The organism is Pantoea dispersa (assembly GCF_014155765.1).
Taxonomy (GTDB): Bacteria; Pseudomonadota; Gammaproteobacteria; order Enterobacterales; family Enterobacteriaceae; genus Pantoea; species Pantoea dispersa.
Window position 1 is genome coordinate 313096 of sequence record NZ_SCKT01000005.1, and the last position, 26373, is coordinate 339468.

General features: G+C 58.5%; 23 protein-coding genes. All 23 read left to right on the forward strand.

Annotation, left to right across the window (positions count from 1 at the left end):
- Entirely contained in the window at positions 1-1341 is a 1341-nt protein-coding gene (gene tssK / locus H7K56_RS16350; RefSeq protein WP_058757167.1) for a type VI secretion system baseplate subunit TssK, read from the forward strand.
- 19 nt (positions 1342-1360) lie between these two features.
- Positions 1361-2602: a DotU family type VI secretion system protein gene (locus H7K56_RS16355; protein ID WP_150361258.1), complete on the forward strand. Its 1242-nt coding sequence runs from the start codon at positions 1361-1363 to the stop codon at positions 2600-2602.
- A gap of 3 nt (positions 2603-2605) precedes the next feature.
- Positions 2606-6235 (forward strand): type VI secretion system membrane subunit TssM, encoded by a 3630-nt coding sequence (gene tssM / locus H7K56_RS16360; protein WP_150361259.1) that lies wholly within the window; start codon positions 2606-2608, stop codon positions 6233-6235.
- Between the two features lie 14 nt (positions 6236-6249).
- Positions 6250-6963, forward strand: a complete 714-nt coding sequence (tagF, locus tag H7K56_RS16365; protein ID WP_150361260.1) for a type VI secretion system-associated protein TagF — start codon at positions 6250-6252, stop codon at positions 6961-6963.
- A 17-nt stretch (positions 6964-6980) separates the two neighbouring features.
- Positions 6981-7991: a type VI secretion system protein TssA gene (gene tssA / locus H7K56_RS16370; protein WP_058780967.1), complete on the forward strand. Its 1011-nt coding sequence runs from the start codon at positions 6981-6983 to the stop codon at positions 7989-7991.
- A gap of 79 nt (positions 7992-8070) precedes the next feature.
- Positions 8071-8598 (forward strand): type VI secretion system contractile sheath small subunit, encoded by a 528-nt coding sequence (tssB, locus tag H7K56_RS16375; RefSeq protein ID WP_150361261.1) that lies wholly within the window; start codon positions 8071-8073, stop codon positions 8596-8598.
- Between the two features lie 2 nt (positions 8599-8600).
- Positions 8601-10097 (forward strand): type VI secretion system contractile sheath large subunit, encoded by a 1497-nt coding sequence (gene tssC, locus H7K56_RS16380; protein ID WP_058757164.1) that lies wholly within the window; start codon positions 8601-8603, stop codon positions 10095-10097.
- Positions 10098-10411: 314 nt separating this feature from the next.
- Positions 10412-10894, forward strand: a complete 483-nt coding sequence (locus H7K56_RS16385; protein ID WP_150361262.1) for an Hcp family type VI secretion system effector — start codon at positions 10412-10414, stop codon at positions 10892-10894.
- A gap of 39 nt (positions 10895-10933) precedes the next feature.
- Positions 10934-11722: a glycoside hydrolase family protein gene (locus tag H7K56_RS16390; RefSeq protein ID WP_211368505.1), complete on the forward strand. Its 789-nt coding sequence runs from the start codon at positions 10934-10936 to the stop codon at positions 11720-11722.
- A gap of 14 nt (positions 11723-11736) precedes the next feature.
- Complete coding sequence (locus H7K56_RS16395) at positions 11737-12093, forward strand: hypothetical protein (RefSeq protein WP_249042739.1); 357 nt, start codon at positions 11737-11739, stop codon at positions 12091-12093.
- 315 nt (positions 12094-12408) lie between these two features.
- The gene (locus tag H7K56_RS16400; protein ID WP_150361264.1) at positions 12409-12822 is read left to right on the forward strand and encodes a hypothetical protein; all 414 of its coding nucleotides are present in this window, start codon (positions 12409-12411) and stop codon (positions 12820-12822) included.
- Positions 12823-12840: 18 nt separating this feature from the next.
- Positions 12841-13290 (forward strand): hypothetical protein, encoded by a 450-nt coding sequence (locus H7K56_RS16405; protein WP_150361265.1) that lies wholly within the window; start codon positions 12841-12843, stop codon positions 13288-13290.
- A gap of 17 nt (positions 13291-13307) precedes the next feature.
- On the forward strand, positions 13308-13703 hold the full coding sequence (locus H7K56_RS16410; protein WP_249042740.1) for a lysozyme inhibitor LprI family protein: 396 nt from the start codon (positions 13308-13310) through the stop codon (positions 13701-13703).
- A gap of 310 nt (positions 13704-14013) precedes the next feature.
- Positions 14014-15834, forward strand: coding sequence for a type VI secretion system-associated FHA domain protein TagH (gene tagH / locus H7K56_RS16415; RefSeq protein WP_150361266.1), 1821 nt, complete (start codon positions 14014-14016; stop codon positions 15832-15834).
- Positions 15831-16622, forward strand: a complete 792-nt coding sequence (locus tag H7K56_RS16420) for a PP2C family protein-serine/threonine phosphatase (RefSeq protein WP_021506792.1) — start codon at positions 15831-15833, stop codon at positions 16620-16622. The genes tagH and H7K56_RS16420 overlap by 4 nt, the downstream gene beginning before the upstream one ends.
- A gap of 10 nt (positions 16623-16632) precedes the next feature.
- Positions 16633-17610 carry a hypothetical protein gene (locus H7K56_RS16425; protein ID WP_021506793.1) on the forward strand — a complete coding sequence of 326 codons (978 nt, stop codon included), beginning with the start codon at positions 16633-16635 and terminating at the stop codon, positions 17608-17610.
- Between the two features lie 16 nt (positions 17611-17626).
- Positions 17627-18451 (forward strand): type VI secretion system accessory protein TagJ, encoded by an 825-nt coding sequence (locus tag H7K56_RS16430; protein ID WP_150361267.1) that lies wholly within the window; start codon positions 17627-17629, stop codon positions 18449-18451.
- On the forward strand, positions 18441-19016 hold the full coding sequence (tssE, locus tag H7K56_RS16435) for a type VI secretion system baseplate subunit TssE (protein ID WP_021506795.1): 576 nt from the start codon (positions 18441-18443) through the stop codon (positions 19014-19016). Before H7K56_RS16430 ends, tssE begins: the two co-directional genes overlap by 11 nt.
- 2 nt (positions 19017-19018) lie before the next feature.
- Complete coding sequence (gene tssF, locus H7K56_RS16440) at positions 19019-20893, forward strand: type VI secretion system baseplate subunit TssF (protein WP_150361268.1); 1875 nt, start codon at positions 19019-19021, stop codon at positions 20891-20893.
- Positions 20890-21936 carry a type VI secretion system baseplate subunit TssG gene (gene tssG / locus H7K56_RS16445; RefSeq protein WP_058775983.1) on the forward strand — a complete coding sequence of 349 codons (1047 nt, stop codon included), beginning with the start codon at positions 20890-20892 and terminating at the stop codon, positions 21934-21936. Before tssF ends, tssG begins: the two co-directional genes overlap by 4 nt.
- Before the next feature lie 54 nt (positions 21937-21990).
- A complete protein-coding gene (tssH, locus tag H7K56_RS16450; RefSeq protein WP_150361269.1) occupies positions 21991-24600 on the forward strand; it encodes a type VI secretion system ATPase TssH in 2610 nt (869 codons plus the stop codon).
- 29 nt (positions 24601-24629) lie between these two features.
- On the forward strand, positions 24630-26087 hold the full coding sequence (locus tag H7K56_RS16455; RefSeq protein WP_150361270.1) for a serine/threonine protein kinase: 1458 nt from the start codon (positions 24630-24632) through the stop codon (positions 26085-26087).
- 16 nt (positions 26088-26103) lie between these two features.
- The coding region (locus H7K56_RS16460; RefSeq protein WP_220496606.1) for a contractile injection system protein, VgrG/Pvc8 family at positions 26104-26373 on the forward strand (270 nt) is incomplete at its 3' end.

Genomic DNA, 26373 nt, shown 5'->3' on the forward strand with positions numbered 1-26373 from the left:
ATGAACCGAGCCGAAAAGGTTGTCTGGACCGAGGGGATGTTCCTGCGCCCTCACCATTTCCAGCAGTCGGAAAATTTTCTACACAGCACCCTGCGCGAGTGGGGGCAGTCGCAGCGCGCCTACACCTGGGGTTTTTTTGATCTCGAATTTGATGAAGCGCTGTTGCGCCAGGGAAAACTGGCGCTGAGTGCCGCCAGCGGATGTCTGCCTGACGGCACCTTCTTCTCTTTCAGCCAGCCACAGCACGGTCCGGCTCCGCTGGATCTGCCGGCGAATGTCGATCGCAGCAAAGTGGTACTGGCGATCCCGGCCCGGCGCAACGGGCGCGAAGCGGTGGCGTTTCAGGAGACGCAGGATTCACTGGCGCGCTATCTGGCGTGGGAAGCCGAAGTCGAAGATGACAACGCTCAGGCGGTCGGCGCTGCCACCGTTCAGTTCGGCAAACTGCGCCTGCGCCTGATGCTGGAACAGGATCTCACCGCGGAGTGGACAGCGATGGGCGTGGCGCAGGTGATTGAAAAACGCAGTGATAACCACGTGCGCCTCGACACCGATTACATACCGCCGATGCTGACGCTCAACGCCAGCCGTCCGCTGCAGAGCATGCTCAATGACCTGCACGGCCTGATTCAGCAGCGCAGCCAGCAGCTGAGTCAGCGCACGCCGGGTACCGGCCGTTTTAATAGTGCCGACATGGTCGATTTTATGCTGCTGACCTTACTCAATCGTCAGCTTGGCCTGCACGCGCACTTACAGCATCTGCCGCTGCTGCACCCGGAAACGCTCTACAGTCACTGGCTGCAGCTGGCCGCTGAATTGAGCAGCTGGATGCCGGCGCGCACCCCGGACGCGCTGCCGCTGTATGACCATGACGATCTGTACAGCTGCTTTGCCCGCTTAACGCTGCTGCTGCGCCAGGGACTGTCGCAGGTGATGGAAGAGAGCGCCATCCAGCTGCCGCTGACGCAGCGCTCGCACGGCCTCAACGTGGCCACGGTGCCGGAAAGCAGTATGGTACGCGAGTTCGGCTTTGTGCTGGCGGTCAAAGCCAGCGTGCCAGCCGAAGCGCTGAAAACCCACTTCCCGGCGCAGATGAAAGTCGCGCCCGTCACCAAAATCCGCGATCTGGTGCAGCTGCAGCTGCCGGGACTGGCGCTGAAAGCCATGCCGGGCGCGCCGCCGCAAATCCCGTGGCATGCCGGCTACAGCTATTTTGAGCTCGATAAGAACAGCGAGCTGTGGCAGGAGATGGAGCGCTCAGGTGCCTTTGCGCTGCATCTGGCCGGTGAGTTTCCGGGCCTGAACATGGAGTTCTGGGCCATTCGTAGTCAGTCAGAATAATCAAAACTGAGCACGCCGCATGATGCAGGAACAACAGAAACCGAACAGTGACGTCACACAGCAGGATGTCAGCCATCAGAATGTGCTGGTCGCCGCGGCGAATCCGCTGATTAACGCGATCCCGCAGATTCGCCACTCCGTCTCGCACGACGATCCGGCGCGACTGCGCCAGCAGCTGATCGATCAGATCCGTCGCTTTGAGCTTAGCTGCCAGCAGTCGGGGCTGAGTTATGAAGTGATCGTCGGCGCGCGCTACTGCCTGTGCACCGCGCTGGATGAAGCGGCGGCGCTGACGCCGTGGGGCAGCCGCGGCGTGTGGACCAGCAACGGCCTGCTGGTGACGTTTCACAATGAAACCTGGGGCGGTGAGAAGTTCTTTCAGCTGCTGGCCAAGCTGTCGCAAAACCCGCGTCAGCACATCCTGCTGCTGGAGCTGATCTATTTCTGCCTGCTGCTCGGCTTTGAAGGGCGCTACCGCGTGCTGGATAACGGGCGTTCGCAGCTGGAAACCATCAAACAGCGTCTGCTGCAGATGATCAAAAGCGTGCGCGGCAGTTACCCGGCGGCGCTGTCACCGCATCCCACCGATCAGCCGGTGCTGCGCAAGCTGTGGCGGCCGATGATTCCACTGTGGGCCTGTGCGGCGGTGGCCGGCTTTGCTGCCTGCCTGTTCTACATCGTCCTGAACTGGCGTCTCGGCGACTACACCTCGCCGGTGCTGGCCAGCATCTATCAGACCGCGCTGCCGGAAGTCAAAATCAGCAATCCGGCACCGCCGCCGCCCGCCACGCTGCACCTGAAAGCGTTCCTCAAGCCGGAAATTGATGCCGGCCTGGTGGCGGTGCGCGATGAAGCCGACCAGAGCGTGGTCACCCTGAAGGGCGATGGCCTGTTCGCCTCGGCATCCACCGAAGTGCGTGGCCGCTACGATGCGGTGATTCAGCGCATTGCCGCCGCGATGAATAACGTCAGCGGGAAGATTCTGGTGATTGGCTACAGCGACAACGTGCCGATTCGCAGCGCCCGCTTCGCCTCCAACTATGAACTCTCCCTGGCGCGCGCGCAGTCGGTGCAAACCCTGCTGCAGCAGCAGCTGGCACAACCGTCGCGGGTTAAAGCCGAAGGGCGTGGCGAAAGCCATCCGCTGGTGCCGAACACCAGCGCTGAGAATCGCGCCCGCAACCGTCGCGTAGAAATTACTCTGCTGGTCGCGCCGGATGCGACGCAAGCGGAACTCAACGGCCTGGCGAGAGGGAACTAATCCATGCTGAATATGCTTTTTGCGGTGCTGACCAGCCGCCTCGCCTGGGGTTTTGTCGGCATTACCGCGCTTTCCTTTATCATCTGGGTGATTGGCCCGGTGTTTTCCATTGTCGACTCGCGGCCGCTGGAGCCAGAGCAGAACCGCATCATCAGTATTGCGCTGCTCTATCTGGTCTGGGGGCTGAGCCAGGCGATTCCGCGCCTGTATAACTTCTGGCTCAACCGCAAACTGATGTCGAGCCTCGAAACCAGCAAAAGCGATGCGCCGGAGCAGGACCGCAAACGCCTGACCAATGAAGAACAGGTGCTGGCGAGCCGTTTCTCCGAAGCCACCGACATGCTGAAAAAAGCGCACTTCCAGCGCGCCAGCAGCAAGGGCGCGCCTTTCTGGGCGCAGCGCTTCAGCCATCAATACCTCTACCAGCTGCCGTGGTACATGATCATTGGCGCTCCGGGTGCCGGTAAAACCACCGCGCTGGTCAATTCCGGGCTGCAGTTCCCGCTGGCGGACAAGTTCGGCAAAGCGGCGCTGCGCGGCATTGGCGGCACGCGCAACTGCGACTGGTGGTTCACCAACGAAGCGGTGCTGCTGGATACCGCCGGTCGCTATACCACCCAGGAGAGCCAGCAGGAGCGCGACGCCAGCGAGTGGCATCACTTTCTCGACCTGCTGCGCAAATATCGCGGCCGTCAGCCCGTCAATGGCGTGATTGTCACGCTCAGCGTCTCCGATTTACTGACGCAATCGCCGGAAGCGCAGCGCAATCAGGCGATCGCACTGCGTCAGCGGCTGATGGAGCTGCACGATCGCCTTGGCATTCGCTTCCCGGTTTATGTGCTGGTCACCAAAACCGACCTGCTCAAAGGTTTCCGCAGCTACTTCGCTTCGCTGGATAAAACCCAGCGCGAGCAAATCTGGGGCTTTACCTTCCCGTGGGCGCAGGCATCGACCGCAGAGTTTGAGCTCAACAGCCAGTTTCAGCAGGAGTATTCACTGCTGCAGCAGCGTCTGGATGCCGGTATGGCCGATACGCTGCTGGCGGAAAGCGATGCGCAGGCACGGGCGGAGAGCTATCTGTTCCCGCAGGAGTTCGCCGCGCTGCGCCCGCTGCTGGCGGAGGCGCTGGATACGCTGTTTGCCCGCTCTGATTTCGAAACCCAGTTCGCGCCGCGCGGTATCTATTTCGCCAGCGGTACTCAGGAAGGGCTGCCGTTTGACCGCGTGATGGGCGAGCTGAGCCGCGCCCTGCATCTGCCGGGACAGCGCAGCGGCGAGTCCGGCAGCTGGGACCAGGTCGACAAAGAGTCACCGATCCCACCGAACAAAGGCCAGAGCTTCTTCCTGAAAGGCGTGCTGGAAAATGTCATCTTCCAGGAGTCGGGCCTGGCGGGCAGTAACCGCTGGTGGGAGCTGCGCAATCGCGCCGGATTGTGGTCCGGCTATCTGGCGCTGCTGGTGCTGGTACTGATTGCCGGAGCGCTGTGGCTCACCAGCTACAGTAAAAACAAAGCCTATTTGCAGGAGATGGCGGGTAAAACGCCGCAGGTGGAACAGCTGGGACAACAGCTGGAACGCCAGGGCAATGGCGATCTGTTTGCGCTGGTGCCGTATCTCAACACGCTGCTGCAGCTGCCGAAAAGCGCCGACTTCTCGCTGGAAGATCCCCCGCTGACGCGCCGCATGGGGCTGTATCGCGGTACCGAAGTCAGCGACGCCACGCGCACCCTGTATGACAAAGCGCTGAAACAGCTGCTGCTGCCGCAGGTGGCGCAAAACATCACCCGCTGGCTGCGCAACGACAACGGCAGCGATGCGGATTACAGCTACGAAGCGCTGAAAGCTTACCAGATGCTGTATCAGCCAAAACATTATGACGGCAAATTCCTGCATGCCTGGCTGATGCTGAATATTAGCCGCGAACTGCCGCAAAACGTGACGCAGCAGGAAGTGAAACAGCTGGCGTGGCATCTGCAGCAGCTGCTGGAGACACAGATTCAGTCCTCGCCGTACGCGAAGGATGACGCGCTGGTAAAGCGCGAGCAGGCGCTGATTAATCAAATGCCGCTGTCGCAGCGCGTCTACGGACGTCTGAAGCGCCTGCTGCAGCGTGACGGCAGCCTGCAACCGGTCACCCTCGCGGCGCTGGGCGGGCCGCAGAGTGAGCTGGTGTTTTCACGCAAAAGCGGCAAATCGGTCAATGACGGCGTGGCCGGCCTGTTCACGCCAGACGGTTACTGGCAGCACGTCGATAAACAAATCGCACCGGTCACGCAGGCGCTATTCCAGGATGATGTCTGGGTGCTGGGCGGCGTTGCGTCGCCGGAGAACAGTCAGCAGACCGATCTCGCGGTACGCCAGCTCTACGTGCAGGATTACATCCGCCAGTGGGAGCAGTTCCTCAGCGATATTCAGCTCAACAGCAGCGCGGATTTGTCGCAGCGCATCAACACCGCACGTCTTCTGTCGGGCAACCACTCGCCACTGCGCCAGCTGGTGGTTAACCTTAGTAAGCTGCTGACGCTGAACCGCGCACAGCCGGATGAGCAAAGTACCCAGGCACAGCCGGCGACGGGCAACAGCGCCACGCGCACTTTAGAAGCGCTGTTCAGTTCCTCCAAAGCCAGCGCGGCGCCGGGCCAGGGCGCAGCCCAGCAGGCACCGGAGCAGGCGGTGGCGGTGCACTTTGCGCCTGTGCTGGAGCTGGCACAGCCGCTGCAGCAGGGCAGTAAAGTGCTGGCGGTGGATGATTTTCTGCATCAGATCGACGATCTCTACCGCTATCTGACGGCGGTGCAGGACGCCGCCAATAGTGGCATGCCGCCGCCTTCCGGCGATGCCATCAGTCGTCTGCAGGCCAGCGCCGGTCGCTTACCGGGTTCGCTGCAGAATATGGTTTCCAGCATGGCCGTGGGCGCCAGCAGCGATGCACAGCGCCGCGATATGGATAACGTGCGCAAGCGCATCACCATGGAAGTGGGCAGCTTCTGCCGCCAGGCGATTGCCGGCCGTTATCCGCTGGTGCGCAATGCGCGCAGCGAAGTGACGCCGGACGATCTGGCGCGCATGTTCGCGCCGGGCAGCGGGCTGATGGACAGCTTCTTCCGCGACAATCTGGCCAGCAAAGTGGATACCACCAATACGGCGTGGCGTTTCACGCCAGGTATCGACGGCAAAACGCTACCGGGCGGTGAGGCGCTGCTGCGTCCGTTCCAGCAGGCGCAGTCGATTCGTGATGCCTTCTTTGCTAACGGGGCGACCACGCCGTCGTTCCGCGTCACGCTGCGTACGGTGAAGATGGATAACGACATTCTCAACCTGACGCTCGACGTCGATGGCCAGATTCTGCGTTACAGCCACGGCCCGCAGGCGGTGCAGATGGTGAGCTGGCCCGGACCGGGCGGCACCAGCCAGGTGCGGATGCAGCTTGGCCTGACCAACGGCACCACCTCAACGCTGGTGACCAGCGGTCCGTGGGCGCTGAACCACTTCTTTGATCGCGCTCGTTTGACCGCGGTCGGTGGCCTGACCCGCGAGGCCAGTTTTAACGTCGATGGCCATCAGGTCACGTTGTCGTTCACCCCTGGCAGTATTCGTAACCCGTTCCAGCTTCCCGGCTTTAGCTGCCCCTGAAACAGGACCTGATAATGACTCATTACGCAGCACCCGGCTGGTACGGCAAATTGCCCAGCTCGGGTGACTTTGTGAAGCGACGCTTCCCCGATGTGCTGTACCGGCAGTGGTCGAACTGGTTTCAGGTCGGACTGCATCACTGGCAAACCAGTGAAGAGAGTAAAAACGCCCCGTCGCGCGCCTTTCTCAAAGCGCCGGTGTGGAATTTTGTCGTGCCGCCGATGCTCGGCAGTCAGCTGATCCAGATGGGCTGCCTGATTGCGGCCCGCGACAGCGTCGGCCGCAACTATCCGCTGTGTGCGCTGCGCCATTTTACCCCTGCCGAGTGGTCACCGGCGCTGCTGGCCCGCTCGGGCGAGTGGTATCAGCAGGTCGGCAATATGCTGCTGCGCGTGGTGCAAAACGGCGGTACGCCAGAGCAGCTCGACCAGGCGCTGCTGAGTATTCCGCAGCCCCAGCAGCCGCAAACTGACGGCGAACAATCGGACATTTTACAGGTGATTGGCGACGGCGAGTCGTCAACGCTCAACTGGAAACTGCCGGGTGACAGCTTCGACCCGCAGTTTTACACCAGCTTCTGGTGGACAAACCAGAGCGACGGTTTCCCGCTTTACACCCAGGTGCACAGCGGCAATTTCACCGCACAGCTGTTCTCACTGCTGTTCGACCCGGCCGGCGGGGCAAAACCCGGACGAAACGGACTTTATCCTCCGATGTTTGAATCCTGAGGCCAACCGCTATGACGATGAATATTGACGCGCTGCTGGCGCCGGTCAGCAGTGATAACCCCTGCGGCGACAACCTGGAGTATCACGCGGATTACCAGGCGATGGAGCAGGCCAGTACCGGTAAAGCCGAACAGCAGTTTGGCGAGACCATTATCCCGGCTGAATCTGCGGACTGGAATAAAGTCGAAAAGCTGGCGATTGACTTGCTCAGCCGCAGCAAAGACCTGCGAGTGATGTTAGCGCTTACTCACGCCTGGACCGAGCTGAAAGGGCTGCCGGGCTATGCGCAGGGGCTGAAGCTGATTGAGCAGGCGCTGCTGCTGTACTGGGAGCCGCTGTGGCCGCGACTGGAAGAGTACGGCGAACAGGATCCGTTTTACCGCATCAACGCGGTGGCGCTGCTGGGCGATAAATCAGCGCTGAGCAGCGCGGTACGCCAGAGCTGGCTGCTGCGCTACGCCTCGGATGGCATCACGCTCCGCGATGCCGCAGCGCTGTGCGACGGCAGCAAGACCGAAGTCGCGGACTATCCTGGCGGTCTGCCGCGCCTGACCGATGAGCTGGCGCGCGGCGAGCAGCCCGGTATTGAAGCGGTGCTACAGATAAGTGAGCGTTTGCAAACTATTACCGAAACCCTGACCGAACAGCTGGGTGAAGCGGCGGTGCCGGAGCTGTCGCAGCTGCGCAGGCAGATCGCTATGATCGCCGAACGCTGTCAGGCCACTGACCTCAGCACGCTGCAGCCGGCCGTGGTAACAGAGCCGCCGCCGGAACCGAGCGTCGCCGCGCCCGCAGCAGCGGTTCGCACGGCTGACTGGCGCAGCGTGCAGCTCAGTTCGCGCGCCGATGCGCAGCTGATGCTGGAGAAGGTGAAGCACTACTTTGCTCAGCACGAACCCAGCCATCCGGCACCGCTGATGATCGACCGCGTACAGCGGCTGATTGAGCTCGATTTTATGGACATCATCCGCGATCTGGCGCCAGACGGCGTGCATCAGCTGGAAAATATCTTTGGACGCCGCGACTAAGCGAGCGTAACAACTCAACGCAGCGAGACCTGCGCGCCTCCTGCGAAACTTTACCCGCGCACCCTTAATGGAGAAAACCATGGCACCAACGAAATCCAGTGGGCAGAAGTTCATTGCCCGCAATCGCGCGCCTCGCGTTCAGATTGAATACGACGTGGAAATTTATGGCGCGGAACGCAAAATTCAGCTGCCGTTTGTGATGGGCGTCATGGCGGACCTGGTCGGTAAACCACTCGAGCCGCAGGCGAGCCTTGATGAGCGTAAATTCCTGGAAATTGATATCGATAACTTCGATGAGCGCATGAAAGCGCTGAAGCCGCGCGCGGCGTTTCAGGTGGATAACACGCTCAACGGCGAAGGCAAACTTAACGTCGAACTGACCTTTGAGAGCATGGACGATTTCTCACCGGATGCGATTGCCCGTAAAGTCGAACCGCTGAGCAACCTGCTGGAAGCGCGTACCCAGCTTTCGAATCTGCTGACCTACATGGACGGCAAAAACGGTGCGGAAGAGCTGATCGGTAAGATTCTGCAGGATCCAACGCTGTTGAAAGCGCTGACCCACCTGCCGAAGCAGGATGCAAACGCTGAAGGTAAGGAGGAGTAATCATGACCCAGTCTTCGCATCAGCAGCAACAGGGCGCCGCGCACTACAGCGAGAATGAACTCAGCGCCCTGCTGAACAAAGAATTTCGTCCAACCAGCGATCAGGCGCGTGCAGCCGTCGAAAGTGCCGTGAAGACGCTGGCGCAGCAGGCGCTGGAAAACACCGTCACCATCTCGAATGATACCTATCGCACCATCCAGGCGCTGATCGCTGAGATTGACGACAAGCTGTCACAGCAGATCAACCAGATTATTCATCATGAAGAGTTTCAGCAGCTGGAGAGCGCGTGGCGCGGTCTGAGCTACCTGGTGAATAACACCGAAACCGACGAGATGCTGAAAATCCGTTTCATGAGCATCTCCAAGCAGGAGCTGGGACGCAGCCTGAAGCGTTTTAAAGGCGCTGGCTGGGATCAGAGTCCGCTGTTTAAGAAGATTTATGAGCAGGAGTACGGTCAGTTCGGTGGTGAACCGTTTGGCTGCCTGGTGGGCGATTACTATTTCGATCACAGCCCGCAGGACGTGGAGCTGCTGGGCGAAATGGCGCGTATCAGCGCGGCGGCACACTGCCCGTTCATCACCGGTACCGCGCCGACCGTCATGCAGATGGAGTCATGGCAGGAGCTGGCGAACCCGCGCGATCTGACCAAAATCTTCCAGAACACCGAATATGCCGCCTGGCGCAGTCTGCGTGAATCGGAAGATGCCCGTTATCTCGGCCTGGTCATGCCGCGCTTCCTGGCGCGCCTGCCGTATGGCATTCGCACCAATCCGGTGGATAGCTTTGATTTTGAAGAGCAGACCGATGGCTCAAATCACAACGGCTACACCTGGAGCAACGCCGCCTACGCCATGGCAGCCAACATCAACCGCTCGTTCAAAGAGTACGGCTGGTGCACCGCGATCCGCGGCGTCGAGTCTGGCGGTGCGGTTGAAAACCTGCCGTGCCACACCTTCCCGAGTGATGACGGCGGCGTAGACATGAAATGCCCGACGGAGATTGCCATCAGCGATCGTCGTGAAGCCGAGCTGGCGAAAAACGGCTTCATGCCACTGGTGCACCGCAAAAACTCCGACTTTGCTGCCTTTATTGGTGCGCAGTCGCTGCAAAAGCCTGCGGAATACCATGATGCCGATGCGACCGCCAACGCACGTCTGGCTGCACGCCTGCCGTATCTGTTTGCCTGCTGCCGCTTCGCGCACTACCTCAAGTGCATCGTGCGCGACAAGATCGGTTCATTCCGCGAGCGTGATGAAATGGAGCGCTGGCTGAACGATTGGGTGATGAGCTACGTCGACGGCGACCCGGCGAACTCGTCACAGGAAACCAAATCGCGTAAGCCGCTGGCTGCCGCCGAGGTGAGCGTGGAAGAGCAGGAAGATAACCCGGGCTACTACGCCGCGAAATTCTTCCTGCGTCCGCACTACCAGCTGGAAGGCCTGACGGTGTCACTGCGTCTGGTATCGAAACTGCCTTCACTCAAATCGAATGAGAATTGATTAACTGCATCAGGCCGTCATGTATGGCGGCCAGAATGCTCACAAAGCCTTGCAGTTAACGTGCAGACGCAAAACGCTTATTTGCGAGCCGGCTCCACGTTTCGATATTAATATCGAAGAACTAAAAGATTCATTATTTTTTATTGCTCCCTTCAGTGGGACAATAAAAACACTCTCTGAATAAACCATGTAGCGATATTCAGAAAACGAGGCAGAGGTAAAATATGGACTGTTTTATTCAGCCCCATGCTTTCCTGTTTGCCATAACGATGCTTTATCAAAGCAGAACGTAAATCAAGCAAGAGAAGATAATTATGGCTATTGATATGTTTTTAAAAGTTGATGGTGTGACCGGCGAGTCTAAAGACTCCAACCACACCGGCTGGACTGATATTACTTCATTTACATGGGGTGCAAGTCAGCCAGGCAATATGGCTGTGGGCGGCGGTGGCGGTGCCGGTAAGGTCAACTTTGCTGATCTGAGTGTCGATGCTCTAATTGATAAATCGACAACCGCTATTCTTAAGTATTGCTCTAGCGGAAAGCATCTTTCTAAAGTTGAGCTTTCAATCTGTAAAGCTGGTGGGCAACAGGTAGAGTATGGCCGTATAACTTTAGAGGACGTGTTAGTTACCTCCGTTAACTATACTGGTTCCGATAATAGCGATACTGTTGGTATCACCTACGCATTCCAGGCTTCGAAAGTTAAGCAGCAATACTGGGAACAAACTTCCTCAGGTGGCAAGGGAGCCGAAAGTAGCGCGGGATGGAACATTAAAGAAAATAAAGAAGCCTAATTCATTCCCCCCCTCATTAAGAGGGGGGTAAGGTTAATTATGATGATAGAACGCACTGTAGGTTTACATGCAATAAATGCACATAAAGATGTTGTCGTAATTCAATCACTACTCGTAAAGAAGGGATATAAACTAAGAGTCGATGGAATTTGCGGTAAAAATACAATTGGTGCAATAAGAAATTTTCAGAAAGCATTCATGCATTCACCTGATGCTCGGGTTGATGTGAATGGCAAAACCTTTGCATTACTGAATGATGATAAAGCGAAGCCTTTAGGAAAAAATAAGGCGAACTCGTCTGTTGATGGTGTTGGTTATAAATATAATGTTTCTGGTATGCGCTTAAGCCAGTCTGGTGTGAATCTTCTTAAAAATTATGAAAGTTTGAGACTTAAGCCCTATGATGATCAGACAGGTAAAGATATCAGTAGCTTTGTGAAAGGCGCCACAATAGGGTATGGCTATCTTATTAGAAGCGCAACAGAGTTTGAGAGCTTTAAAAATGGAATTACATCAACTGAAGCTGAAACGCTTTTTAAGGATGTGTTAAGAAAGTTTGAAAATGGCGTCAAAAGCTTTATAAAAGTTAATGTAACTCAAAGTCAATTCGATGCACTGACAATTCTATGCTATAACATTGGTATAGGTAATGAATCTAAGGGATTTGGAGGATCCACTGTAGTAAAGATTGTGAATGGTGAAAGTAATGATGATCTTGATACTGCCTGGAAAGCATGGAATAAGAGTCAGGGCAAGGTTAATCGAGGGTTAATAAAAAGACGCGAAACTGAACTCAAAGTCTATTATGAGGCGGATTATACGAGATGATAAAAAGAAATTTTATGCTATTAGTGGTTGGGCTGTTTTTTTTGCCATTTCTCACTTTTGCTAAATCTACTTCCTATTTTGAAGGGAAGAAATTCAAGGCTGAAATAGAATATGGCTGTCAAGAAGGTAATGTGACTTGTGATAAAGTTTCACTCAAATCTACACGGTTAAAAGATAATTCATCTATTTCTTTAAAAGGAGAAACCATTAATACAAACTGCCCTGATGTTTGTGACTTTCAGGGATATCGGTTTACAAACGGGAAATATGATTATTCATTTTACCCAAGCCTTAAAGGCGACAACCTTTGGGATTATATTGTGACCTACCAAGATAAGGTTATTGCTCAGGATATTGGGGTAATGAAATAACTTTCTTAATAAGGCCGGGCGCGGCTCATGCTAAGCTGGCGATTTTGGCCTTTAATATTATTAATTGCTTTTACCTGTGTAGGCGAGATTCAAGTAGGTTCTAAATTTTTATATCGCTAGTTGTTTGTGTTGGTGTGTTTAGTTTTATAATTAATCCTTAAATTTTTTGCTTCGATGAATTCGTAGGTACTGTAGTTTACCTGTTCATGCTTAAACAGAATCCGAGAGCTGAATACATATTGATAATCGATAGCGCCGATTTTTCCTGACGAATTTGATAGATTGGCTAATAGAATAAATAATGAATCACGTTTTATGAATCTTTCAGATGCTTTAATTTTTCTATCTGTATTTTCTTTTCTTTTATCGATCGTTTTACAAATTTCTGGCTATGTGATTTTTAGAAGAAATATCAAGAAGTTCGAAGTTGTTTTGTCTGAATTTCGACAGAGAAATCTTCAGCTAGACATCACGACGAACATTTCCTCTTACTTTAGCGCATCCTTTCATCCGCTTAAAATAGCTTATTTTGCTTATCTTTATAAAGGTGTCATGCTCTATCATAAAAGCAATGAAAGGGTAAACAAGGAAACCTATGAGTTCATTCAGTCCCTGCCTAAAGAAAAAATAAACTGGTTGCTGCGTCTGCATACTTTAAACCTGGTTACTGCCTTTTTCATGATTGGGGGAGGCGTGGGGTTTATAATCTGGAGGCACTATTATAGTTAATCATTCGCAGCATCTGTGATGGACATAGCTCCTGAAGCTGGGACAGTCATGATTATGGAAACTACTGTGGACCTATTACTATCAATATCAGCTGCTTTGATAGGCTCGGGTTGCATTTTGCAAGTATGGGCATTTTTCCTGTTCAAGAGTAATCAGCGGAAATTTGATTTTATAATGAGTGAGTTTCAGCGTATTAACCTGCAGATAGATATTACCACGCAGGTTGCTAATCATTTTTCATCATTATTTCATCATAACAAGGTCTCATATTTTGCACGGCTTTATAAAGGTGTGACCATGTATCATAAGAAAAATGAGCGGGTTAATGCTGAAACATATAATTTTGTTCAGAATCTCCCATCTGAAAAGATCAAATGGTTGCTCATGCTTCATAAACTAAACTTAATTAGTGCACTGCTTTTATTTGTAGGCGCCATAACTATTTTAATTTATAAACACACACACTGATTTGTTCAGGAGGTTGCTTGAGGTTTTCAAAGTTATATATTTTTACTTTTCTTTTGGTAATGAATAAATCAGCTTTTGCTACAGCCCTCTGCTCCAGCGAACCCTCAGATAGCGCCGTTTATCAATGCACGCTTCATGAGAAGCAGTTAGCTGAAGACGCGTTGAATCAGGAATACACTGCGGCCAAAAAACGGATTGCATTATCATACCGCGCGGATAAAAAACTGGCGGATGATTACCTTAGCACACTAAAAAATACCCAACGTGGCTGGCTAAAGTACCGTGATGGACAGTGTAAACTGGAAGCTTTTGATGCAGAGGAAGGGAGTATCGCTCACGTAGTAGCGACTAATATCTGCATTGTGCGCATCAATAAAGAACGTCTGGAATTATTGAGGCAGATTCCTTATTAAAGAAGAACACTCTTCTCTGCTTCTTATCCGCTAATTGGCTTAGTGAACAACTCTATTAATTACAGCACCGCGCACATATTGTAGCGGCGCGATTCATCGCGCAATACATTGTGACGCTACAAAATTGCAATCATTTCTAAGCCAACGAAAATTCTAAATGGCAAATATGACACAACGCATCACGCTTTAACGAACAGCATCATTCACCTTATATCGCACACAGCATCGTATTACCCGCTTCCTATATTCCGCGTCTTTCCCGGAGAGCCGCGCAATATAGATGCCGAACCGCTAACCGCAGGAACCCGTTATGCGCTTTACGATAATAACGACTAAACCCGGCCACCAGCCGCCGCAAACCCGCTGTGACTTTATGCCGCCCGGCGGCACCATTGGCCGCGGGGTGGACAACAATCTGGTGCTGCCGGATGACGATCGCACCATTTCTCGCCTGCAGGCGATTGTGCACATCACCGCCGCTGGCGAATGCCGCCTCACCAACCGGGGCAACGTGACGCGCGTGCTGCTCAATGACATCCCGCTGGAGCGCGGGCGTCAGGTGGAATTACAGGATGGCGACGTGCTGGGCATCGATGATTACCAGCTGCTGGTCAACGATCTCAACGGCGCGCAGCAGCCGCAGGCCGCCACGCTGGCACCGCAGCCGGTGGTGCAGGCTCCGGTAATGGCTGATGTGCCACCGGCGGAAAAGGATGCCAGCACCGCCGCGATCCCCAGCGAGATCTGGGACAGCCTCGCCAAAGAGTTCTCGATCTCCGACGATCTGTCGAAGCGCAAAGCAGCGGCCGAGGTGCTGACGGAGGCCAATCCGCTCACCGCGCCGGCCAGCCTCGATCGCAACCCGGAGGATCCGCTGGCTCAGCTGGTGAACGATGCGCCGCTGGATATTGGCCAGCAGCCGAAAAACACCAGCCTGTTCGATGAAGACGATGCGCTGTTCGCGCAGGAAAGTATCTTCGACGATCGCACCCCCAGCACGCTGTCGGCGCAGCAGAATGCCGCCGCGCAGCCGCAGGTCGAGAGTGCTACCGAGCTCGATCCGCTCAGCCTGTTTGGCAGCCAGAGCAGCAGCGACGTGCGCAACCACGACGATCCGCTTGGCCTGATGATGGGTAATGCGGTTCCGCTGGCGCAGCCGGAGATCGCGCCGGCACAGACGGTTCAACCGCAGCCCGTCGCTCAGTCGGAAACGCCCAGTGAACCCTCGCCGGAGACGGCACCGGTCGGGCTGGCGGATCTCAGCAGTTCGCCACTGTTTGATGACACCGAAACCCAGGCCACGTCGCCGCTGATCGAACCGCAGGCGGAGCAGCCGGAGACGGTCGCGCCGCAGATGGATTACGGCGGCATTACGCTGCCCACGCCGCAGGCGGTGCAACGTGTACCGTCGCCGACGCCGAAAGGGCGGCTGCGTATCGATCCGGTGGCTTCCAGCCATCAGAACGCGGCACCCGCCAGCCAGGCGACTGCCAGCCACAACAGCGGCGACGCGCTGAAAGGCGAACTGCTGGATGCACTGCTGGAAGGCATGGGATTGCGCGATCTGCAACCCACGCCGCAGTTCGACCGCGAGCAGATGCTGCAGTTTGGTCAGATGCTAAGCATGTTCTCGCAGGGCACCGTTGCGCTGCTGTCGTCACGCTCGATTCTTAAGCGTGGCGTTAAAGCGGATATGACGGTGATCCTCGACGACGCCAACAACCCGTTCAAACTGCTGCCGTCCGGCAAAACCGTGCTGATGCAGATGTTTGGCAGCCGTATGCCGGGCTTCATGCCGCCGCGTCAGGCGGTGCGTGATGCGCTGATCGATCTGCAGGCGCATCAGCTCGGCATGATCGCCGGGATCCGCGCCATCATCGCTTCGATGCTGCAATCCTTTAATCCGGATCAGCTGGAAGAGGAAGCCCGCCAGGCGGGATCGCTGTCGCGCCTCGGCCTGCCGGGCAGCCGTAAAGCCGCGCTGTGGGAGCATTTTGTTGAGCGCTACGGCGAGACGGCGGGCGAGATTGAGGACGATTTCCATACCCTGTTCGGCGAAGCTTTCCTGCATGCCTACGACCTGGAAGTTAATCAGTACAAAGATTCACAAACCCACACGGATGACGCATGAATATCACCATTGCTTCCACGTCGAATCAGGGCGACCGCGCCAGCAATCAGGATCAAACCGGTGAGGTAATCGGTGAACGCTCAGCCTGCTTCGTGGTGTGCGACGGCGTAGCAGGATTTCCCGGCGGCGACGTGGCCGCCCGCATCGCGCGCAGCAGCCTGATGGAGGCGTTCGACGGTAACGCGCACCTGGATGCGCAGTCGATTCGCAACTACGTCAACCACGCGAATCACGCGATTCGCCAGCAGCAGAAAGCCAGCAGCGAGCACAGCCGCATGGGCACCACGCTGGTCAGCCTGTTTGTCGACCGCGACTACGAGCTGGCCTACTGGGCGCACGCGGGCGACAGCCGGCTGTATCTGTTTCGCCGCGGCTACCTCTATCACGTGACGACCGACCACAGCCTGGTGCAGCAGATGAAAGATGCCGGCCACCAGACCGAAGGTATCAACAGCAACCTGCTCTATTTTGCCCTCGGCATGGGCGATGAGCAGCGCGACGCCAGCTACAGCGATGTGGTGGAAATAGAAGACGGCGACGCCTTTTTACTGTGCACCGATGGCTTCTGGCACGGCGTGACGCTGGAGCAGATGCAGCAGTCGCTGCACATGGTCAATACGCCGGAAGAGTGGCTGACGCTGATGCAGCAAATCATCCGCAACGGTCAGCCGGATAACGGTCAGCAGGATAACTTCAGCGCGCTGGCCGTCTGGATTGGCTCACCGCAGGACACCACCTTACTGCACTCGCTGTCCGAAGCGGCGCAGTTTTTCCCTCTTCGAGATTGAGAACGCCAACATGAAACATGGATTACTGGGTCTGGCTGCGCTGCTGCTCAGCACGCACGCATTTGCTGAGAACTATCGCATCGTGCAGTCCCCGGCACAGAAACTGGATGTCTGGATTGATGACGTGAAAGATAACCAGCTGGCGAGCTGGTGTAAGCGCAATGTTGATCTGCGCATCGTCACTCACGGCGCGAAAAACGTCGCGGCGCTGGAGGATTTTCTGCCGCGCGTCGCCGGGCTGATGGCATCGCAGTGTAAAGCGCTGCAGCAGCTCAACTGGGCGCTCAACGATGATGATGGCAACCCGATCGCCAGCGGTAGCGCTGCCAAAGCGCAGCAGTGGCAAACGGTGGTAACGCCGCCGCCCGCGCCCGTGCAGCAGCCAGAGACCGCTACGGCTGCACCTGCCGCGCCGGTGCTCAACTCGCCGCAGGCCGATACCACGCCGTGGCTGCAGTTCAGCCTGCTCGACGGCTGTCACTTCCGCACCTGGTGGCAGCATCCGGCGCAGACCAGCGCGCTGTTCGTGCCGTCAAAACAGGGGCTGAGCTGCGGTCAGGATGGCTGGCTGAGCGGCCGCAGCAGCCTGACGCAGATGGGCAACGGTGCGGCGAAAAGCGTGGTGGTGACGTTCCTGCAGGGCTTCCCTATTGCCGGCCTGAATAACAAACAGCAGAGCGCCGAGCTCAGCATCACTACCGTCAACAGCGAACGCATGGTGCTGAGCAACGAGAAGTCGCCAGACAGCTGGCTGGTGCTGCCGTTCAGCAGCCAGTTCAATGGCTGGCAGGCACCGGATCAGGTGGTGGTGCAGATGCCCGCCAGCGATGCCGCCGATGAGAGCGCGCTGCGTGCACGGTTGCAGGAAGTGCGCAAAGTGTGGTCGCCGTGGCTGAGCGCCAGCGCACCGCTGAAAGTCCAGCTGGTAGAACAGCTGCATCCGGAGCTGAAAGATCCCGCCGCCGCGGTTTACCGCACCATCAACTAACGCAAAAGGAGCTTGCATGGAGTCGTTACAATCGCGCCTGGCCAGTGCCTCACTGGCCGATAACCTCGCCGATATCACCCGCCAGATTCAGGCCAGCCCGGCCAATGCCGACCTGCGCGCGGCGTTTGTGCAGCTGCTGTGCCTGGCGGGCAACTGGACGCGCGCGCAAACCCAGCTGCAATCGTGGCTGGCGCTGACGCCCCAGGCGCAGCCGACCGTCACTTTACTGCAGCAGGCCATTGCCGGTGAGCAGCAGCGTGAAGCGGTACTGCGCGGCGCGGCGCAGCCGCAACTGCCGGGCAGCGCGTGGGCGTGGTGTGAAACCCTGCTGGCTGCGCTGACCGCCGAAATCCGCGGTGACTTCGCACAGGGTGCAGAGCAACGTGCCGCCGCGCTGGCGCAGGCCGAAGCCAATCCGGGCCAGCTGCAGCAGCAGGAACAGACGGCAGACTTCGCGTGGCTGATGGACGGCGACAGCCGCTTCGGGCCGGTGTGCGAAGCCATTGCCAACGGCCGCTACTACTGGATTCCGTTCGCCGCGATCCGCGAGATGGAATTTCAGGCACCCGCCAGCGTGACCGATTTGGTCTGGCGCCATACGCGCGTGCAGCTGGTGGATGGCAGCGAGCAGATTTGCCAGATCCCGGTGCGCTATCCGCTGCTGCCGGGGGCGGATGAGCGTTATCTGCGCGCCAGCGTCACGGAATGGCAGCCGCTGGGCCACGATGACAGCCAGTTTACCGGCCATGGCCAGAAGCTGTGGCTGAGCGACAGCGGCGAGTATCCGCTGCTGACGCTGCAGCAGCTGACGTTCCAGCCAGGCGGCAGCGATGAGCCGTGATAACAGCTCGCACAACGACGGCTATGCCCAGCTGCATGGCGGTTTCCGCGCGCGTAAAAATCGCGATGCGCTAACCGCGCGCGACAAGTTGCAATCCTCGTTACTTGATCGTCTGACTGACAACGCGCCGGACAAGCAGAGCGAAGCCAGCAACACCACGCTGATTTCCCACAGCACGCTGCGCCGCCACGTGCTGCGCGATCTGCAGTGGCTGTTTAACACCATCAACAACGAAGCCCAGCAGGATCTCAGCGCCTTTGGTGAAGTGCAGCGCTCGGTGTGGAATTTTGGCGTGGCGCCGCTGGCCGGACAGAACATCTCCGACATCGAATGGCAGGATATGCAGCGCAAAATGACCGATGCCATTTTGCATTTCGAGCCGCGCATTCTGCCGCAGGGGCTGCAGGTGCGCTGCGTCAGCGATCTGAAGTCGCTCAGCCTGCACAACGTGTTATCGATTGAGATCAAAGGCCGCCTGTGGTGCGTGCCTTATCCGCTGGAGTTTCTGTTCCGCACCCAGGTTGATCTGGAAAGCGGTCATTTTGAACTACTGGATGCAGGTTAATCATGGACAGCAAACTGCTCGACTACTACAACCGCGAACTGGCCTATCTGCGTGAGCTGGGCGCGGAGTTCGCTGCACGCTATCCGAAAGTCGCCGGGCGGCTGGGAATGCGCGGCATCGAAGTCGCCGATCCTTACGTTGAGCGCCTGATGGAGGGCTTTGCTTTCCTCACGTCGCGCGTGCAGCTCAAAATGGACGCCGAGTTCCCGCGCTTTTCGCAGCGGCTGCTGGAGATGATTGCGCCGTCTTATCTGTCACCTACGCCGTCGATGGCGATTGCACAGCTCACGCCGGACAGCCGCAAAGGCGACATCAGCAATGGCTTCCACGTGCCGCGCGGCACCATGATGGAGAGCCAGCACCTGAAAAAAAGCGGCGTAACCTGCAGCTACACCACGGCGCACGATGTCACGCTGCATCCGCTGCGCATCAGCGACGTTTCACTTGGCGGCGTGCCGGGCGATCTGCCGCTGGGCGAACTGAAGCTCAGCGGTCGCGGTGCCGCCAGCGCGCTGCACGTGCGTATCGCCTGCGAAGGCATCTCGTCGCTCAGCCAGCTGAATGTCGCCGATTTAACGCTGTATCTCAGCGGCCCGGACATTCAGGCGCAGAAACTGCTGGAGCTGCTGATACAGCACCGCGTCGGCATCGTGCTGCAATCGGTCGAACACAAGCCGCTGCGCCAGGTGCTGCCGGATGACTCGCTACAGCAGGAAGGCTTTGCGCCAGAGCAGGCGCTGCTGCCGGACGATCTGCGTAACTTCGACGGCTACCGGCTGCTGCAGGAGTATTTTGCCTTTCCGGCGCGTTTCCAGTTCATCAGCCTGAGCCAGCTGGCACCGTTTCTGCGCCGCTGCGATAACGCGCAGGAATTCGACATTATCATCCTGCTGGATAAGGCCGACAGCGCGCTGGAAAGCGTGGTGGACAGCAGCCATCTGGCACTGCACTGCACGCCGGTGATCAACCTGTTTCCCAAAACGGCCGAGCGCCTGAAGGTCAGCGACAGCCAGCACGAATATCATCTGGTGGTGGATAACATCCGGCCGCTGGACTACGAAGTGCACTCGGTGCAGCGGCTGTTCGCCACCGTTGAGGGCAAGCGCGAAGAGCAGTTATTCCGCCCGTTCTGGAGCACCTTCAGCGGCGACGACGGCGATTACGGTGCCTATTTCTCGCTGCGCCGCGAACAGCGCACGCTGTCTGAGCAGGCGCAGCGTTACGGCACGCGCACCGGCTATATCGGCTCGGAAGTATTTTTGTCGCTGGTGGATGAGCATCACACGCCGTGGCGCGACGACATGCGCTACCTGTCGGCAGACGTGCTCTGCACCAGCCGCGATCTGCCGCTGATGCTGTTGCAGCAGGAGCAGGGCAATTTCGTCATGCCGGATTCGATCCCGGTCGGGCAGCTGAAGTTGTGTAAAGGCCCGACGCCGCCGCGTCCGGCGCTGGCCGAAGGGCTCTCCGCGTGGCGTCTGATCAGCCACCTGCAGATGAACTACCTGAGCCTGATGGACAGCAGCGACGGTCAGGGCGCTGCCGCGCTGCGCCAGCTGCTGAGCCTGTACGCTAATCTCGCCGAAGCGGCGGTGGCGCGCCAGATTGACGGTATCCGCCACTGCCAGCTTAGCGCGGTCAATCGCCGGGTGCCGGAACCGGGCCCGGTGGTGTTTGCCCGCGGCGTCAGCATCACGCTGGAGGTCGACGAACAGGCGTTCTCCGGTGCCAGTCCGTGGCTGCTCGGCAGCGTGCTGGAGCGGGTGTGCGGCCGGCTGGTGGCGCTGAATAGCTTTACCGAATTCACCCTCAACAGCCAGCAGCGCGGCGAGGTGGGCTACTGGCCGCCGCGCATGGGCAGGAAGGCGCTGCTATGAGCGAGGCGCAGATCATTCCGCTGCAGCGCGCCCAGCGGCTGCCGGACGATTTCTGGCAGGCAGTGATGGCGGCACCGTGGCGCTACGATCTGTTTCAGCTGCTGCGCCGGCTGGATGCGCAGGGCGGTCAGCGCTATCCGCTGGGACGCGCGCCGCTGCCGAAGTTCGAAGCGCTGCGCATTGGTCAGCAACCGTCGCTGGCGTTTGCCCCGGCAACCCTGGCCAGCGTGCAGCCGCGCGCAGAGGACGCGCGCCATGACGTGGCGATTTACAGCTTTGGCCTGTTTGGCCCCAACGGTCCGCTGCCGACCCACCTGACGGAATATGTGCACGAGCGCATCGTGCACCATCAGGATCACAGCCTGGCGGCATTTGCCGACATCTTTCACCATCGTGCCACGCTGCTGTTTTATCGCGCCTGGGCCGATGCGCAGCCGGCCGTCTCGCTGGATCGCGCCGATAACAGCCGCTTTGTCGATTACCTTGCCTGTCTGGCCGGCATCGGTTTACCGGCGCAGCAGCAGGCCAGTTCGCTCAGCCTGCATGCGCGGCTGATGCTGGTCGGCCATCTTAGCCGCCACGGTCACGACGCTGAAGGGCTGGTACGCATTCTGCGTCACTACTTTGGCGTACCGGTGCAGCTGGCACAGAACGTGCCACAGTGGCTGACGCTGGACGCGCGCGATCAGGCGCGGCTGGGAGCCGGACGCCAGATGCCGCGGCTGGGCGAATCGGCGTTCCTTGGTGTGGCGGTGCGCGATGTGCAGCACCGTTTTCGCCTGCGGCTCGGTCCGCTGAGCGCGCAGCAGTATGCCCACTTTCTGCCAGATGCGCCGGGCGCGCGCGAAGTGCGCGACTGGGTGCGTCACTATCTCGGCATCGAGATGCAGTGGGACCTCAGCCTGATCCTGGCGGCGGAAGAGGTGCAAAGCGTCACGCTGGGAGGCAATGCCCGGCTGGGCTACACCAGCTGGCTGGGACACGCGCCACAGCCGCAGGATCGCGAAGATTTCATGTTTGAGGTTGAGGCAGCCGCAAGCTAGCCCAATCGCTTTTCCCTGTTACACAGCCTGCTTCTTTCATTAAAGAGACCCGATATGTCAGAAATCAGCCGTGCCGTGTTATTCGGCAAACTGGATACGCTGTTATTTACCTCGCTGGAAAGCGCCACCGCCTTTTGTAAACTGCGCGGCAATCCTTATGTTGAGCTGGTGCACTGGCTGCACCAGCTGATGCAGCAGCAGGATGGCGACTTACAGCGGGTGATCAGCCATTTTTCACTGGATGAAAACGCGCTGACGCGGGATATCGTCGCGGCGCTCGACCGCCTGCCGCGCGGTGCGAGCGCGGTTTCCGATCTCGCCGAACACATCGACAGCGCCGTCGAGCGCGCCTGGGTCTACGCCTCGCTGAAGTACGGTGCGACGCGCATTCGCGGCGGCCATCTGCTGATTGGCATGCTCAAAACCTTCAACCTCGCCAGCGTGCTGAAAGGCATCTCTGGCCAGTTTGGCCGTGTCAATGCTGATGCGCTGCTGGAGCAGTTCGACACGCTGCTCGCCAGCAGCAAAGAGGCACAGCAGGCGCTGGTGGCACAGCCGGGCACCGAGAGTGCCGCACCGGCAGCCAGCACCAGCACGCTGGCGCAGTACGCGCAGGATCTCACCGCACGCGCACGCGAAGGACGCATCGATCCGGTCACCGGCCGTGATGAAGAGATCCGCCAGATGGTGGATATTCTGATGCGTCGCCGGCAGAACAACCCGCTGCTGACCGGCGAAGCGGGCGTTGGCAAAACCGCGGTGGTCGAAGGCCTGGCGCTGCGTATTGCCGCTGGCGACGTACCGGCTCCGCTGCGGGATGTGCAGCTGTGGCTGCTGGATATCGGCATGCTGCAGGCCGGTGCCGGCATGAAAGGCGAATTTGAAGCGCGCCTGCAGGCGCTGATTAATGAAGTGCAGTCCAGCCCGACGCCGATTGTGCTGTTCGTCGACGAAATCCACACGCTGGTCGGTGCCGGCGGCCAGCAGGGCACCGGCGATGCCGCTAACCTGCTGAAACCGGCGCTGGCGCGCGGCCAGCTGCGCACCATCGGTGCCACCACCTGGGCCGAATACAAAAAGTACATTGAGAAAGATCCGGCGCTGACGCGTCGTTTCCAGACCGTGCAGGTACAGGAGCCGGATGAAGCCAAAGCGATTCTGATGCTGCGCAGCACCGTCAGCGCGCTGGAGAAGCACCATCAGGTACTGCTGCTGGATGAGGCTGTCAGCGCGGCGGTGAAGCTGTCGCATCGTTACATTCCGGCGCGCCAGCTGCCGGACAAAGCGGTGGCGCTACTGGACACCGCCTGCGCACGCGTGGCGGTGAGCCAGGGCGCACAGCCTGCGGCACTGGAAGATTGCCTGCATCGTCTGGCCGCGCTGGAGATTGAAGCGGAGATCATTGAGCGCGAAAGCAAAGTCGGGCTGGGCGATGCGGCGCGTTCGCAGGCGGTTGCCGCCCAGCGCGCGACGCTGGAAACCGAGCGCGATGCGTTGCAGCAGCGCTGGCAGCAGGAGCGTGAACTGGTCGATCAGCTGATCGCTCTGCGGGCGCGCTGCGTGACGGAGGGCGAAGCCGCGCTGCGCGATGAGCTGGACGCGACGCAACGGCAGCTGCAGCAGGTGCAGGGCGAAGCGCCGCTGCTGTTTGCCGCCGTGGATGCCAGCGTGGTGGCCGCCGTGGTCGCAGACTGGACCGGGATTCCGCTGGGGCGCATGGTGAAAAACGAAATCGACGCGGTGCTCAATCTCGCCGATACGCTCAACCAGCGCGTGATTGGCCAGCGGCACGGTCTCGATCTGATCGCCAAACGCGTGCGCACCTCACGCGCGCGCCTCGACAATCCGAACAAACCGGTCGGCGTCTTTATGCTGTGCGGTCCCTCCGGCGTCGGCAAAACCGAAACCGCGCTGGCGCTGGCCGAGTCGCTGTACGGCGGCGAGCAGAACATCATCACCATCAACATGAGCGAGTTTCAGGAAGCCCACACCGTTTCCACCCTGAAAGGCGCACCGCCGGGCTACGTGGGCTATGGCGAAGGCGGCGTGCTGACCGAAGCGGTGCGGCGTCGACCCTACAGCGTGGTGCTGCTGGATGAGATTGAGAAGGCGCATCCGGATGTGCACGAGCTGTTCTTCCAGGTGTTCGATAAAGGCTGGATGGAGGATGGCGAAGGGCGCCATATCGACTTCCGTAACACCATCATTATTCTGACTTCCAACGTCGGTACGCAGCTGATCAGCGCGATGTGCGCCGATCCGGAGCTGATGCCGGATCCGGAAGCGCTGAGCACCGCGCTGCGCAAACCGCTGCTGGAGGTTTTCCCGCCGGCGCTGCTGGGTCGCCTGCTGGTGGTGCCGTATTACCCGCTGAGCGACGCGATGCTGGCGGAAATCGTCCGGCTGCAGCTGGGCCGTATTGTTCATCGCCTCGCCGATAACCACGGCATCAGCGCGCAGATTGACGATTCGGTCATCAGCCAGATCGTGCAGCGCTGCACGGAAGTGGAGTCCGGTGGCCGCATGGTCGACGCCATCCTTACCAATACCCTGTTGCCGCAGATGAGCCAGATGCTGCTCAGCGCCTACGCCCGCGATGAACGCTATCGTCGCGTGCAGGTACGCTGTGAGCAGGGCGAGTTTGTTTGCCAGTTCGATGTCTAAAGCCGTTAGTGATCAGAGAGTTTTCGAAAATGTCGGAACACGATAATCCCCTCAACGTACCCAACGCTCTGCCGGTGGGTTACCGTTTCAATGAGTTTGAAATTAAAGAAGTGATCGGTGGTGGCGGCTTTGGCATTGTTTATCGTGCCTGGGATCATCAGCTGGAGCGTGATATCGCCATCAAAGAGTTTATGCCGGCTTCGCTGGCAGTGCGCAGCGACGATCTGAATCTGGTGCTGCGCAGCGAACGCTTTAGTAAAACCTTTCATGCCGGGCTGAACAGCTTTATTCAGGAGGCGCGCCTGCTGGCCCGCTTCAACCATCCCAATCTGCTGCACGTGCTGCGTTTCTGGGTGCAGAACGACACCGCTTACATGGGCACGGTGTTTTACAGCGGCACCACCTTATCGAACCTGCGCGAGCGCAATCCGCAGATGGTGGATGAAGCCTGGATTCGTCGCCTGCTGCCGCCGCTGCTGGGTGCGATCAAAACCATCCACGACGCCGGTTACCTGCACCGCGATATCTCGCTGGATAATATCCAGATTCAGAGCAGCGGCGAGCCGGTGCTGCTGGATTTTGGCTCTGCGCGTAAAACCATTGGCAACCTCTCGGATGAGAGCGAAACCATGCTGCGTCCGGGCTATGCGCCCATCGAGCAATACAGCGATAACGACGAAAGCGAACAGGGCGCGTGGACGGATATTTACGCGCTGGGCGCGGTGCTGCACACGCTGATCACCGGGGCGCCACCGCCGGTGAGCGTGGTGCGCAGCATCGAAGATAACTACCAGCCGCTGGCCGCGCGCCGCCTGCCGGGCTACTCCCAGGCCTTGCTGACGGCGGTGGACCGTGCGCTGGCGCTCAAACCGGAAGATCGGCCGCAGGATATTGATGCTTTTGCCGGGCTGATGGCGCTGCCAGAGCGCGAACCGGAACCGCTGCTGAGCGCCAAAATCAGCGGACCGGGCACCATGCTGGTGCCGGTGGAAGAGGCGAACGAAGCCGAAACGCTTTCGCCGGTGAAATCGCTGCTGCGCCATCGCTTTGCGCTGCCGGGACTGGTGGCCGCGGGCGTGCTGGTGGGATTGTGCGTGGGGCTGCTGATGTCCGGGGGCGATGAGCCTGCGGCGCCGGCAGAGACGGTGCAAAACAGCGCGCCAGCTGCTGATCCGGCAGTTTCACCTTCAGCGTCGTCAGCGCCAGCCGCAACGGCAGCGGTAACGCCGGAAAAACCGCGCGAAGCGGAGCCGCAGCCTGCACCGCCGCCGGAGCCGGTCGCGCAGGTTTACATCAAGCTGCAGCAGGGCGAACGCGTCCAGGTGAATGGCAAACCGCAGGCGCTGGTGCCTGCCGCCAACGGTTTTGCCGCGCTGCAGCTGGCGCCAGGCAACTATACCTTTGCCATCAGCGGCCAGGGCGGCACGCGCGAGCAAACGCTGACCATCAGCGAAGAAGGCGTCTGGTTGCTCGATCCACACAGTTAATCATCAGGGATTTATTATGTTCTCACGCATCACCGCGCAGCTGCCGATGGACGGCCTGCTGTTCTGGAAACTCACCGGCGCCGAGGCGCTGTCGCAGTCGTTTGAGCTGAACGCCGAGCTGCTGGCCACGGACGCGCGCATCGACCGGCACGCGCTGCTGGGGCAGCCGGTCACGTTCACGCTGCCGACGCAGAGCCTGCTGTCGCCGCGCTACCTCAACGGGAAAATCACGCGGGTGGCGGTGCGCAGCGAGGAGCTGAGCGGGACGCGCTACGCGGTGTACCAG

Coding starts and splice junctions, on each gene's coding strand:
- H7K56_RS16390 (WP_211368505.1), top strand. CDS start 10,934: ATGATGATAGAACGCACTGTAGGTTTACATGCAATAAATGCACATAAA.
- tagH (WP_150361266.1), top strand. CDS start 14,014: ATGCGCTTTACGATAATAACGACTAAACCCGGCCACCAGCCGCCGCAA.
- H7K56_RS16405 (WP_150361265.1), top strand. CDS start 12,841: ATGGACATAGCTCCTGAAGCTGGGACAGTCATGATTATGGAAACTACT.
- H7K56_RS16455 (WP_150361270.1), top strand. CDS start 24,630: ATGTCGGAACACGATAATCCCCTCAACGTACCCAACGCTCTGCCGGTG.
- tssM (WP_150361259.1), top strand. CDS start 2,606: ATGCTGAATATGCTTTTTGCGGTGCTGACCAGCCGCCTCGCCTGGGGT.
- H7K56_RS16395 (WP_249042739.1), top strand. CDS start 11,737: ATGCTATTAGTGGTTGGGCTGTTTTTTTTGCCATTTCTCACTTTTGCT.
- tssH (WP_150361269.1), top strand. CDS start 21,991: ATGTCAGAAATCAGCCGTGCCGTGTTATTCGGCAAACTGGATACGCTG.
- H7K56_RS16420 (WP_021506792.1), top strand. CDS start 15,831: ATGAATATCACCATTGCTTCCACGTCGAATCAGGGCGACCGCGCCAGC.
- tssG (WP_058775983.1), top strand. CDS start 20,890: ATGAGCGAGGCGCAGATCATTCCGCTGCAGCGCGCCCAGCGGCTGCCG.
- tagF (WP_150361260.1), top strand. CDS start 6,250: ATGACTCATTACGCAGCACCCGGCTGGTACGGCAAATTGCCCAGCTCG.
- tssF (WP_150361268.1), top strand. CDS start 19,019: ATGGACAGCAAACTGCTCGACTACTACAACCGCGAACTGGCCTATCTG.
- tssE (WP_021506795.1), top strand. CDS start 18,441: ATGAGCCGTGATAACAGCTCGCACAACGACGGCTATGCCCAGCTGCAT.
- H7K56_RS16355 (WP_150361258.1), top strand. CDS start 1,361: ATGATGCAGGAACAACAGAAACCGAACAGTGACGTCACACAGCAGGAT.
- tssK (WP_058757167.1), top strand. CDS start 1: ATGAACCGAGCCGAAAAGGTTGTCTGGACCGAGGGGATGTTCCTGCGC.
- H7K56_RS16430 (WP_150361267.1), top strand. CDS start 17,627: ATGGAGTCGTTACAATCGCGCCTGGCCAGTGCCTCACTGGCCGATAAC.
- H7K56_RS16425 (WP_021506793.1), top strand. CDS start 16,633: ATGAAACATGGATTACTGGGTCTGGCTGCGCTGCTGCTCAGCACGCAC.
- tssA (WP_058780967.1), top strand. CDS start 6,981: ATGAATATTGACGCGCTGCTGGCGCCGGTCAGCAGTGATAACCCCTGC.
- tssC (WP_058757164.1), top strand. CDS start 8,601: ATGACCCAGTCTTCGCATCAGCAGCAACAGGGCGCCGCGCACTACAGC.
- tssB (WP_150361261.1), top strand. CDS start 8,071: ATGGCACCAACGAAATCCAGTGGGCAGAAGTTCATTGCCCGCAATCGC.
- H7K56_RS16385 (WP_150361262.1), top strand. CDS start 10,412: ATGGCTATTGATATGTTTTTAAAAGTTGATGGTGTGACCGGCGAGTCT.
- H7K56_RS16400 (WP_150361264.1), top strand. CDS start 12,409: ATGAATCTTTCAGATGCTTTAATTTTTCTATCTGTATTTTCTTTTCTT.